The sequence below is a fragment of the Clostridiales bacterium genome (genome assembly GCA_017569285.1).
Classification (GTDB): Bacteria; Bacillota; Clostridia; order Christensenellales; family Aristaeellaceae; genus Aristaeella.
In genome coordinates, this window is the sequence record CP069419.1 from 39,793 (window position 1) to 51,852 (window position 12,060).

10 protein-coding genes are annotated in these 12,060 nt (G+C 48.9%); 3 read left to right on the forward strand and 7 right to left on the reverse strand.

The genetic code is table 11. The features are described 5' to 3' along the window. Positions 1-12: 12 nt before the first annotated feature. Both JNO48_00215 and JNO48_00220 read left to right on the forward strand, forming a co-directional pair. The gene (locus tag JNO48_00215) at positions 13-1,395 is read left to right on the forward strand and encodes a hypothetical protein (GenBank protein ID QTE68380.1); all 1,383 of its coding nucleotides are present in this window, start codon (positions 13-15) and stop codon (positions 1,393-1,395) included. Next, positions 1,392-2,873 (forward strand): hypothetical protein, encoded by a 1,482-nt coding sequence (locus tag JNO48_00220; GenBank protein QTE68381.1) that lies wholly within the window; start codon positions 1,392-1,394, stop codon positions 2,871-2,873. The genes JNO48_00215 and JNO48_00220 overlap by 4 nt, the downstream gene beginning before the upstream one ends. 6 nt (positions 2,874-2,879) lie before the next feature. On the opposite strand, the gene JNO48_00225 is transcribed toward JNO48_00220, so the two are convergent. The 7 genes from JNO48_00225 to trkA all read right to left on the reverse strand — a co-directional run bounded on the left by JNO48_00225 (position 2,880) and on the right by trkA (position 10,621). Further along, a complete protein-coding gene (locus JNO48_00225) occupies positions 2,880-4,040 on the reverse strand; it encodes a 2-C-methyl-D-erythritol 2,4-cyclodiphosphate synthase (protein QTE68382.1) in 1,161 nt (386 codons plus the stop codon). Continuing rightward, on the reverse strand, positions 4,037-4,315 hold the full coding sequence (locus JNO48_00230) for an RNA-binding S4 domain-containing protein (protein ID QTE68383.1): 279 nt from the start codon (positions 4,313-4,315) through the stop codon (positions 4,037-4,039). The genes JNO48_00225 and JNO48_00230 overlap by 4 nt, the downstream gene beginning before the upstream one ends. A gap of 57 nt (positions 4,316-4,372) precedes the next feature. After that, positions 4,373-4,672 (reverse strand): HU family DNA-binding protein, encoded by a 300-nt coding sequence (locus tag JNO48_00235; protein QTE68384.1) that lies wholly within the window; start codon positions 4,670-4,672, stop codon positions 4,373-4,375. 74 nt (positions 4,673-4,746) lie between these two features. Beyond that, positions 4,747-6,186, reverse strand: coding sequence for a nucleoside triphosphate pyrophosphohydrolase (mazG, locus tag JNO48_00240; protein ID QTE68385.1), 1,440 nt, complete (start codon positions 6,184-6,186; stop codon positions 4,747-4,749). Further along, the gene (locus JNO48_00245) at positions 6,183-7,781 is read right to left on the reverse strand and encodes a polysaccharide biosynthesis protein (protein ID QTE68386.1); all 1,599 of its coding nucleotides are present in this window, start codon (positions 7,779-7,781) and stop codon (positions 6,183-6,185) included. Before JNO48_00245 ends, mazG begins: the two co-directional genes overlap by 4 nt. Positions 7,782-7,805: 24 nt before the next feature. Next, a complete protein-coding gene (locus tag JNO48_00250) occupies positions 7,806-9,260 on the reverse strand; it encodes a TrkH family potassium uptake protein (GenBank protein QTE68387.1) in 1,455 nt (484 codons plus the stop codon). After that, a complete protein-coding gene (gene trkA / locus JNO48_00255; GenBank protein QTE68388.1) occupies positions 9,257-10,621 on the reverse strand; it encodes a Trk system potassium transporter TrkA in 1,365 nt (454 codons plus the stop codon). Before trkA ends, JNO48_00250 begins: the two co-directional genes overlap by 4 nt. A 138-nt stretch (positions 10,622-10,759) precedes the next feature. On the opposite strand from trkA, the gene JNO48_00260 reads away from it, so the two are divergent. Beyond that, complete coding sequence (locus tag JNO48_00260; GenBank protein ID QTE68389.1) at positions 10,760-11,965, forward strand: glycoside hydrolase family 5 protein; 1,206 nt, start codon at positions 10,760-10,762, stop codon at positions 11,963-11,965. Positions 11,966-12,060 lie beyond the last annotated feature (95 nt).

Consider the following 12,060-nt stretch of genomic DNA (forward strand, 5'->3'; position numbering starts at 1 on the left):
GATGATATCTCAATGAGAATGAAGCAATTCAGGCATACGGGAATTTTGCTGCTGGCCCTGGTGATGATTCCGGTCTCCGCATTTGCCGGAACAATTGACGAGCTTCTGACAAAAGTTTCAAATCCTGCAGAAAAGCCGGCAGAAATCACCATTAAGGCTGAAGCGGTAAGCCTTCCGCAGTTTTCTGAAACCCGTACCGAATGGCTGAACGGACTCCTGAAACACCTGACATTCAAGATTCGTTCCGATGGTATTGTCCAGGAAGAAGAAATTGATGTGGATGATAAACCGGTCCTTGAGTGCAGGGCCAGGAAGGAAGACGGAAAGACAGAAACAACCTTTCCGTTTTCTGAAAAAATCTTCATTACTGAAGGGACTGATCTGACAGAAGTCCTGACGGGCATTTCCGCTGAAGAGGACATGACTGAATACTATACAGGATTCCAGCTGCTGCTTCCGGAGTTTTACCGTTTTTTCAGCGGACTTCCTGAACTTTTTCCGGAATCCGTGAGTGAATCAAAAGTCAGTATACAGTATAAAGGGTACGGAACGGCTGTAAAACGTTACGCAATGGTTCTCAGCCAGGATGTGCTTTCCACTGAAGAAATGGCTGCATATCTGGAAAACAAAGAACTGATTCATGTGCGCCAGTTCCTTTCCGGAGTCATCCTGAGCGGAAGACAACGCCTGACTCTTCTGCGGAATGCAGACGGAAACCTGATGAAGGTCAACTATACCGGAAAATCCGGCCTGAGCGAGGACAGCATCCGAAATACCGATGTGGACTGGAAATGCCTGAAATCCGGAAACAACTCAAAAGACGTACTTGTGCTGAAAACACCGGCTGTGACCGGAACGGAACGACACAATGTCACATTGACCCGGGAATCGGTTATTCAGCCGGACGGTTCAGAAGAATATACCTGCAGTATTGATACGGATGAAGTAAAGAACCGGGTCAGAAACCGGATCCGTCTTGATATATACCTGAAGGCGAACGAAGAAAACATTGCCGGAAACGCAGTAAGGAAAACCACTTCATCCGGTGTGAATGATATCCGTGAATACAGGATCAGCATCATACCCGGGGAAGCGGAAGAATATCACGGCAGTCTTGAAATTGCGAATGAATTGAATAAAATAGATAGAGAACATTTTCGGGTGAAATTCTCCTGGAACACATGTGATGCGCCATACTGGAAAGAAGGCGAATCAGCGGTACCCTCGGAAATGGACCTGCAGAACATCCGGGAAAAAGCCGCCGGATTATTCCTGAGGGCTCTGGAAAAGATCCCTGAAGAGGATCTGCAGTTTATTCTGGCAGATCTTCCGGATAACTGGTGGATGCGGACGATCATGAATACGGAGAAACCGGAGGGAACAAAAACACCATGAAACGAATCCTGACGATGGTTTTATGCATTGTAATGATGATTACGGCTGCAACTGCACTTGCAGACGAACTGAAACTTTCAACAAAGCTTCAGCGCCAGATGCAGCATGACGGAAACGGTGAAAAGGGGAAGCTGACTGTGACCGGAAATGCGGACGCAGCAGAATACCCGCTGCTCAGCGCTATCCAGAACGCAGAGTACAGCATTCTCCGGAATGCATCCGGTGAACAATGGCATATTGTTGTTTACCAGGCGGAGACAGATGAGGAAGGCAAGGAACTGAGCCAGTTCAACAAAACTGAACTGTACCGCAGTGAGAAATCCCTGTTCTTCCGGAGTGATTTCCTTCCGAACGAAGTATTCCAGCTTCCGGAAGAAATGTCCCTGATACTTCCTGAAGGAATGACAAACCGGGAAAATCCATCCCTGAATTCCGTCCTGCTTTCGATGATGAACCTGAATGAAGCCGCCCGGCAGAAACAGGATTCCGCAATTGAAAAATACAGCAAGATGCTTGATAAATGGATTGACGGATTCCAGGGGATTCCCGAACAGATCCGGACGGAAGACGGCTCCATCCTGATGAAACTGAACTGTATCGTGCCGGCAGATGAAGTATGCAGGGAAATTGCCGACCTGATCATTACGGCCGCTGCAGATCCGGAGATGGAATCATTTTTCAGCCAGATCATGACCGATGAGCAAAAGGCTGTCTACCTGAATCCGAATCTCGGATATTATTATATGGAAGCACTTGCAGGCACAGCCATCCGCGGGGATATTCAGTATACCCGGACCAAAACCGCCCTGGGACAAACTGTCAGCAAAGAGCTGGTCCTTCCGATCAATCCGGAAATTACCGGATACGAGATTCTGAAAATCCGCAACAGCGGGGATATACAAAGCTGGACCCTGCAGGGAGAAAAAGGAACAATTCAGCTGTTCATTCCCGAAAATATCGAAACAATTCTTGAAGGCGCCGAATACCAGTTCAATGCCCGCTATATCCGGATCAACCAGGACAGAAACAGCGAAGAAGCCAACCTGGCGCTCAGTATGCAGATCCGCAAGAATTCAGAACTCAGTTTTGATCAGGAGAAAGAAAGGAATCACGAAATCATCACTTATACCGCAGAAATCAGACGGGATACTTCTTCACTTCCTGAAGGAGCGGAAGATGCGGATATCGATCCGTTTGATCCGCTGACGGCAGAACTGACGCTCCATTATTCCGGAAAATCAGGCCCGAATGCAGCCACCAAACTGGAAACTGCAATAAAGCTGAATCAGGGCGATATGGAATTGCAGGCAGAAGGGGAGATCAGGACCACATCCACATGGCCGTTTGTTCCGTTTGATACTGCAAATGCACTGCAGCTGGATAAGCTGACTGAAAATGAAAAAGCAGCTGCTGGAATGCGGCTGCTGAAAAACGCGGATGAAGCGATTGTACGGAAAGTTACGGAGCAAGATGAATGATCTTGATCATGATTTAATGATCAGGCAGACTGCCTGGGCAGATATGCCTTCCATCCGTCCTTCAAAACCCAGCTGTTCCGTAGTCGTTGCCTTTACACTGATCCTGTCCGGATCACAGGAAAGCGCATCGGAAATACTCTCCCTCATGGCGGGTATATAGGGGAGCAGTTTCGGTTTCTGGGCAATAATCGTAATATCGGCGTTAACCAGTGTATACCCCGACCGCTGAAGGATTTCGGCGGTCTTTTTCAGAAGGATGACAGACGAGATTCCTTTATACTGCGGATCCGAATCCGGGAAATGACGGCCGATGTCCCCCAGGGAAGCGGCACCCAGCATCGCATCCATCAGTGCATGCAGAGCAACATCCGCATCGCTGTGGCCAAGAAGCCCGAATTCCCACGGTATTTCGACTCCGCAAAGAACCAGTTTCCGGTCATCCACAATCCGGTGTACATCATACCCCGTTCCAATCCTGAAAGAGGAGACAACCGGATTCAGTAATCTTTCGGCGGACATATAATCCTCCATTGTTGTCAGTTTGATATTATTGGAAGAACCAGCAACTGTACGGACCTCGATTCCGGCCCATTCCATTACCGATGAATCATCTGTTACCTCATATCCGCATTCCAGCGCTTTCCGGGAAATGCGGAGAAGTTCGGAACCGATAAATCCCTGCGGAGTCTGGATTTCGCAAAGGGAAGAACGCGGAACACTTCCGGTGATTATTCCAGCCGTATCACACAGCTTAAAAGTACTGACTGCCGGTACTGCCGGTATTCCGGAACCGAATCTGCGGCAGGAATCAATCACACGTTCGATGGTACCGCGGTCTATCATGCAACGGGCAGCATCATGGACAAGCACAATATCATCCGGATCCCATAAAACAGACTCCAGTCCATTCAATACGGATTCCTGACGCGTGGCTCCGCCGGGAACAAGGCGGCAGGGACATGAAATACCGGAAAGATCCAATTCATCCTGGATTGCCTTCCGGTCTTCCGGCCGAACCGACAGCACAACTTCATCCACCAATCCGGAAAAAGCCTCCAGACTCCGGCGGATGACCGTTTTTCCGGCAAGAGGAAGAAGTATTTTATTGATATCAGTTTTCATGCGGCTGCCGGATCCGCCGGCAGCCATAATCAAAACCTTTTTCATTCCAGGTTACGCTCCGCTGCAGCAGATTCATCCTCACTGATTACCCTGTACATGGAAGAAGCCTGGTCTTTTCTGACGGTTTCAGCTATGCTGATCACCTCATACAGACCTAAATGTTCACCAAACCGAATGGAAATCTGATCACCCGGTTTGACATCCGCACCGGGTTTGGCCACCTTCTGATTCAGCATTACCCGGCCGCCGGAGCAAGCTTCATTGGCGACGGTCCGACGTTTAATAATACGGGAGACCTTCAGGTATTTGTCCAGTCGCATAACAACCTCACAAAATAGACCCGCGGGAGTCAGGCTCCCGCGGGTCTTTATTTTCGATTACTTCTTGCCCTTTTTCTTTGCAGGAGTATTAACTTTATCCTTCAGCGCCTTGCCGGGTTTGAAGGCGGGAGCCTTGGAAGCAGCAATCTTCAGTTCAGCACCGGTGCGGGGATTGCGGGCAACACGGGCAGCACGGCTCTTCACATCAAAGGTGCCGAAACCAATCAGCTGAACCTTTTCACCCTTGGCGAGGGTCTCGTTGACAACGTCAACAAAAGCGTTGAGCGCTTTTTCAGCATCTTTCTTGGAAAGTTCAGCTTTGCCGGCCAGCGCGGCGATGAGTTCACTCTTGTTCATTGGGATAGCCTCCTTCAAAATGATCACGCGTTATGCGTGAAAATAATACGCCAAAAAGGAAAACTCCAATCTATTCAATTTCCCGCTTCGGCTTTATTTAAGTATAAGCATATTTCTTCGAAAGTCAAGGTTTCAAGCGCTTTTCCCGCAGATTTTACATCATTTTCCATCCGTGAAAAGGCAGATTTGAAACGATCAACCGCCTGATGCAGGATAATCTCCGCATCCCGGTCTGAACGGTGGCAGAGATGAGTGCAAAGAAACAGGAGTTTTCCCATTACTTTCTCATCCAGTGAACCGTCCGCAGCAAGCAGTAAACCGGAAAGATTTCGGATTTCTTCGGCGATATCGGCCGGATTCCGCCGCCAGGACGGCAGCTGCTGCACTTTTTTGTTCACTTTTATGGCATATTTTAAAGATGGAAGACCCGAAGATACATCATTAAGGCTTTCACTTACAGTCCGGCTGCCGGTTTCCTGCCGTTTGATTTCCTCCCAGGTGTCGGAAACCTCATCCGGAGAAGATACATGTTTGCTTCCGAAAACATGCGGATGACGATGAATCATCTTGGTACATATATTGGTGACTACATCCACAAAGTCAAACTCACCGAAGGATTTCCCGACGGAAGCATGAAATACAATCTGGAACAGAAGATCCCCCAGTTCATCCGCCAGATGATCCGGGTCGTTATCATCAATCGCATTTACCGCTTCCCAGGCTTCCTCCACCATATACGGACGAAGGGATTCATGGGTCTGAATGCTGTCCCAGGGACATCCGTCCGGAGCCCGGAGACGCTCCATAATACTCAGCAGGTCATGAATTGTATTCCGGCAGTGATGCAGGAAATCTGATCCAGGGACAAGGACAGCAGTCATATGATCATATTTCTTTTTCCGGTCCAGCTCATAAAGAGGGAGAGAAACCGGACGGCCTCCTGCCTGAATAAGCCATACAGATGATTCCTCATCAAAGAGGGAAGACAAATGCGCTTTCACATCTCCGGCTGTAATTGCTCCATCAACTTCAGTTATCAGAAGCGATTGTTCCGGATCATAAAAAGACGAAAGGAATTCGGATGCGGAAACAATCCGGATATTACCGGAAGAAATCAGGCCCCTGCAGCGGGCAAGGTAAAAATCTGCGTACGAAAACCCCGGAATGATTTCCGGTTCAGAACAGGATTCAGGAATATGCCGGAACAGCTCATCGACTGACCGGTCCGTAAGCAGATCAGGAACCGCATACACTGCATGTTTCCCTTCTGCGGCCAGCTGCCATACGCGATCCGCCATGGCCGAGTTCATACAGTCAAAATCATCCGAGGATTCGTAAAGATCGTCCAACGACACATATGAAATATCCTGATCCTTCAGCCATGCTGCCATGGGATGGTGGTCCGTACGCAGAATTAATGGGGAAGCACCGCGAAGCGTATCAACTGTTGCCTGATTCAGCAGAGAAACATCTCCCGGACCGATTGAAACCACTGTAAGCGATCTGCGTTTCAAGCCTTTGATCTTCCTCTCTTTAGCATCTTACGGAGTTCATCCAGTGAAATGGCTTTCAGGACGATGGCAGCAACAATGAAAGCGATAACACCGGCTGTTATTTCAATAATCGTGCTCAGGCGGCCGGCCGGAAGAATGCAGAGTAGCGCATAGACAATGCCTCCCATCACCGCAGTGGCAAGTCCCGGACGGACAAGCCAGTCCATCCAGTTGAATTTCAGTTTTGTATATCTGCAAACAAAAACAATATTGATAACAAGCGCTACGGCATAGCAGAAAATGGAGGCGATTGGTCCGCCATGAATATTGATGCCGGGAGTACCGATCAGGATAAAATTCAGAATAACCTTCACGGCAACACCTGCTGCCATAGCATACATCGGAATCTTCTGACGACGGATTCCCTGGAGAATACTGCTGGTTGCCTGAACCGCAGTAAACAGAATAACGGTCAATGCTGAAACAGAAAGGAGCTCTGACGCGAGGGTAATCTTCCAGGCGGGAAAACTGTTCCGATAAAAGAATTCCACTGCTCCCCGGGAGAGAAGACTCATACCAACGGAAGCAGGAAAACCAATCAGGAAAGCATAGCGCATACCGGTATTGCTTTCACGCCGGATCCCTTCATGATCATTGACAGCGCGACGAGCTGAAATAACCGGAACGAGATTCATGGAAATCGCCAGAGCGACTGCCGTGGGAATATTGATAAAACGGATTACCACACCATGGAACAGATTATAAGCAGCATCCGCCTCTTCCCACGACAGGCCGGATACCATCATGCGCTTCATCATCATGATCGAATCAATGAATCCTGAAAGCGGAATAATGCATGCTGTAATCGTAATCGGTATGGAAATCATGATCAGCCGGCGAAGTATGGAACGCTGATCAAGCGGGTGTTCCTCCTGATTCTGGGGAATGATATCAAATTGCTTTTTCAGGAACTTGTGATGGATCATGATATAGCATAATGCAATCAGCTCAGCGACCGTAATTCCAAGAAGTGCGCCGGCTGCAGCTATTTCAAGGCTGTTGAAATAATGGACACCGATATAGGCAAGGGGAAGTGAAATAATCACTTTACCGACCTGTTCAATCAACTGTGTTACAGCTGTCGGCAGCATATTGTGCTGTCCCTGAATAAAGCCCCGGTATGCAGACAGAATACATACAATGAAGACACATGGAGCAATTGCATAAAAGCCCATGGAAGAAAGCGGTTTGTCAACCCAGGCGACGAGTACCTTATTCAGTAACACCATCAGGACTGTGCAGACAGCGCCGAGACAAGTAAGCATTCTGAGGGCTGTTCTGAAAGTGGTCCAAGCACTGTCACGGTCACCGCGTGCCAGGAATCCGGCAACCAGGCGGGATACGGCGACCGGAAGACCGGCACTGGAGATTGTCAGAAGCAGGGTATAGGTTGGATAAACAGAATAGAACAAACCGGCAACATCATTTGCCTCAATCGTATCGGAATAAATATTATTCAGCGGTATTGAGAAAAGAAGGCCGATTACTTTGCAGACAATACCGGTAATGCCCAGGATTGAAATTCCTTTGGCGATATTTTTTGCAGTGTTAGTCACAGTGCCACCTCCCCAGGGGGATGATCAGTATTTCCGCCATGCGGAACGCGTAAACAGGATAAACATCGGAAGAAGTTCCAGACGGCCGAACAGCATCAGGAACGAAAGGACCAGTTTACCGAAAATACCATAGGAAGCAAAGTTTTCAGTCGGTCCTACTGCTCCCAGCCCGGGACCGACATTGCTGACACATGTGAGGGCAGCACTCAGATTGGTTGTCAGGTCGAATTTCCCTTCCAGCGATATCAGGAATGCTCCGAGAAGGACAAGCGCAACATACATCAGCGCAAACTGGGCTACCTGGCTGAGAATATTGTCATCTACCGCTTTCCCGTCCAGGCGGATCACATCCATCCTCTTCGGGTTTCCCGTCATCTGGATATTCCGGCGGGACATTTTGGCGATCAGGTTGATCCGGATTACCTTCATACCGCCTGCGGTGGATCCGGCACAGGCTCCGATAAACATCGTAATGATCAGGAGCATCTGGGATGCAACGGGCCAGAGATTAAAATCTGCGGTGACAAAACCGGTCGTCGACATGACCGAAAGGACCTGGAATGATCCGTACCGAAGGGAGGTGAAGAAGTTCCCGTATACCGGAAGATTAAAAAGGGAGATCAGCAGGATAAAAGTGACCCCGATGCAAAGATACCAGCGAAACTCCTCATCCCGCAAGAAGGCCCTGAAACCTTCACCAAAGAGGAGCTTATAGTAAAGCGCGAAGTTGCAGCCGAACAAAAACATAAAAATCGAAATGACAGTATCCACTGCCACACTGTCAAAATGACGGACGCTGTCCCCGAAGTTGCTGAAACCGCCTGTGCCAGCCGTGCCAAATGTATGGATCACTGCATCATAGGGGGTGACGCCGCAGAACATCAGGGAAATAAACTCGAGAATTGTGAGGCCGATATACAAAGAATACAGGATCTTTGCGGTTTTGCCGGTCTGCGGAACCAGCTTGCTGAGGGAAGGACCGGGACTTTCTGCCTTTACGAGGTGCGCAGTACGGCCGGTCAGTTTTGGAAGCAGGGCCAATGTCAGAACCAGTACACCCATACCGCCCACCCAGTGGGTGGTTGCGCGCCACAGCATAATCCCGTGGGGAAAACCTTCAAACCGGGTCAGTACAGAAGCTCCTGTTGTTGTGAAACCGGAAACAGCTTCAAAAAAAGCATCTTCAAACCGGGAATATATACCGGAGATGAAGAAGGGAAGCGCTCCGCAAAGGCTCATCAGGATCCAGCCCAGCGCGGTGATAATAAAGCCTTCCTTGAGCCGCAGATGACTGCCGGCCAGAGGGGGAGGAAGCATCAGCATCAGCGTACCGATAAATGAAACAATCAGGACACTGAGCCCCAAAACGGCGGTATCCCCGTCATTATAAACGAGGGAGACCAGCAGAGCGGGAAGCATCGCCGCTGATTCCACCAGCAGGATTGCGCCGAGAACACGGATAATCAGTCTACGGTTCATCGATAGAGTACCTCATTCAGATCAGATACGCCTGAATCGCGGGAAATGATAATGACATGATCGCCTTCCTCAATATGATCCTGACCGAAAGGAATGATGATTTTCCCCTGGTGGACAATAACTGAGACGATTGCACCTTTCCTTGTGGAAAGGTCTTTCAGCGGAACGCCGATATATGCATCTCCTTTACGGGCAATAAACTCAATCGCTTCTGCTTTTCCGTCCGCTATGCGGTAAAGGCGCTCAATCCTTGTTCCGGTACTGTTTTCCCGTGCACGGACATAACGAAGGATGGTTGAGCTGGTAATTGTCTGCGGGCTGATCACAGAATCGAGACCCAGGTCATTGAGAATTTCCATATAAGTCGTCCGGCTGTTTTTGGCGATCGTCTTCGGTACGCCGGCCCGGGCGGCGTACATGGCCGTCATCAGGTTTTCTTCATCACGGTTACTGAGGGAAACAAATGCGTCCATCTGGGATAATCCCTGTTCCTCGAGCAGATCCTGATCCGTTCCGTCGCCAAAGATCACATCGACTTTGGGAAGAAGCTCACTGAGTGTCCGCGCTTTTTGCTGATTCAGTTCAAAGAGAGTCACATGAATTCCCATCGGGACAATAAAGCGGGACAGGTAATAGGAGATACGGCCGCCGCCCAGCAGCATCACGCTGCGGATTTTCTGTTTGTTGCGGCCAAGGAAGCGGAAAAATTCCGTTATGGTCAGCATATCACCGGAAACATATACCTTGTCACCGGCTTCGATTTTGAAGTCACCGGACGGAATCAGCATTTCCCCATTGCGTTCCACCATTGCATAGAGAATACGGGGAAGGCCGGGAATCCTGGAGGCAAGATCCTTCATCGCGATTCCGACCACCGGATCTGATTCCTGGGCCCGGAATTCGACCATTTCAACCTGGCCTTTTGCAAAGGATTCAATACTTCCGGCAAAAGGATACCGGAGCAGGCGGCTGATTTCCAGTGCGGTGGCGCGTTCCGGGTTGATGGCCACATCAATGCCGAGCTCATTCTGCAGAAGCATCTGGCTTTCATTGAACTCCGGATCCCGAATCCGTGCAATTGTATACTGGGCGCCGAGACGTTTCGCAATCAGGCAGGAAAGCATATTGGTTTCGTCACTGGCTGTAGAGGAAATTACGATCTGGGCTTTATCCACACCTGCTTCGAGCAGGATTTTCGCATTGGCGCCGTTCCCCCTGAGACAGATCACATCCAGGGAACCGGAACAGCGTTCGATGACATCCTCATCATTGTCAATGACGGTCACATCATGCTCCTCGGAGGTCAGATGCTCTGCAAGCTTATATCCAACCTTTCCGGCTCCGATGACAATAATCCGCATAAGGGCCCTCCTTCAGAAAAAAGAATCATATTATTTTACCACTTATAAGGAAATATTAAAAGCCAAAAGTAACCGGAGTTGCAGGAAATGACTGCGCAATGATATAATCAAAACACAAAAATGAAAGGGCGGAAACATATGAAAAAAATACTGTCCATTATTCTTGCAATGATTATACTGACAGCAGCTGCAGCCTGCATGGCAGAAGATGGCATTACGGTGCCGGTCATCACGGAGATGAAACGCTTTGATATTCCGGACAATGAAGCCATGCGGTTTACAAGGGAGCTGAAAACCGGATGGAATCTCGGCAATACATTTGATGCCAATGATCCGGGAACGTGGTTTCATGGCTCCGAAATGGATATTGAATCCATGTGGTGCGGGGTGAAGACATCCCGTGCCCTGATTCAGGCGATCAAGGCCGCCGGGTTCAACCTGATCCGGATTCCTGTCAGCTGGCACGACCATGTGGATCAGTCTGACAATATATCACCCGAATGGATGGCCAGAGTCAAACAGGTAGTCGGCTGGTGCATTGATGAAGGTATGTACGTCATTGTCAATGTACATCACGACAACAAAATCGGATACCTGTATCCAAGTCCGGCCAATCAGGCACGTTCCATCGAATATATGACCGCTATCTGGAAACAGATGGCAGAAGCTTTCAATGAATTTGATGAGCACGTCATCCTTGAATCCATGAATGAGCCCCGTATGGTCAATACCCAATATGAATGGAACTGGAACCAGATGTCTTCCGAATGCCGGAATTCCATGCGCTGTATCAATGAACTGAATCAGGTATTTGTCGATACTGTACGGGCAAGCGGAGGCAACAACGCGACCCGCTATCTGCTGGTTCCTTCCTATGATGCCAGTCCCAATTACGCAGTCAGCGAAATGTTCGAACTGCCCAAAGATACAGCCGACAACAGAATTATCCTGGAAGCTCACGCCTATACGCCTTATGATTTTGCGCTGAACAAAGGCGGCTATAATACGTTTGACCATACAAATGCCCGGTATACTTCGGAAATCGGAACTTTTATGAACGCGCTTTACAATCGATTTATTTCCCGGGGAATTCCGGTTATTATCGACGAATACGGCGCAATGAACAAACGCGGCAACCTGCAGGACCGTGTGAATTTTGCTGCTTATTTCACTGCTTCCGGCAGTGCCCGCGGAATGACATGCTGTTGGTGGGATAACCATGGATTTACCGGGGACGGCGAACTGTTCGGACTGATTGACCGCAGGACCTGTGAATGGAAATACCCGGAAATTGTGGAAGCAATCATGAAAAACTGCATGTATAACCGGGACGGTGCAGAATAAACAGAAAATTACAAATGAATCAATAAAAGTCCTGTCATTCATGACAGGACTTTTATATGTGTAAGTCCGCGTAAAAGTACACTTTTCAAGCTAAA

Excerpts from the sequence above, each read along its gene's own strand:
- JNO48_00215 (QTE68380.1), top strand. The coding sequence starts at position 13 with ATGAGAATGAAGCAATTCAGGCATACGGGAATTTTGCTGCTGGCCCTG.
- JNO48_00220 (QTE68381.1), top strand. The coding sequence starts at position 1,392 with ATGAAACGAATCCTGACGATGGTTTTATGCATTGTAATGATGATTACG.
- JNO48_00225 (QTE68382.1), bottom strand. The coding sequence starts at position 4,040 with ATGAAAAAGGTTTTGATTATGGCTGCCGGCGGATCCGGCAGCCGCATG.
- JNO48_00230 (QTE68383.1), bottom strand. The coding sequence starts at position 4,315 with ATGCGACTGGACAAATACCTGAAGGTCTCCCGTATTATTAAACGTCGG.
- JNO48_00235 (QTE68384.1), bottom strand. The coding sequence starts at position 4,672 with ATGAACAAGAGTGAACTCATCGCCGCGCTGGCCGGCAAAGCTGAACTT.
- JNO48_00250 (QTE68387.1), bottom strand. The coding sequence starts at position 9,260 with ATGAACCGTAGACTGATTATCCGTGTTCTCGGCGCAATCCTGCTGGTG.
- trkA (QTE68388.1), bottom strand. The coding sequence starts at position 10,621 with ATGCGGATTATTGTCATCGGAGCCGGAAAGGTTGGATATAAGCTTGCA.
- JNO48_00260 (QTE68389.1), top strand. The coding sequence starts at position 10,760 with ATGAAAAAAATACTGTCCATTATTCTTGCAATGATTATACTGACAGCA.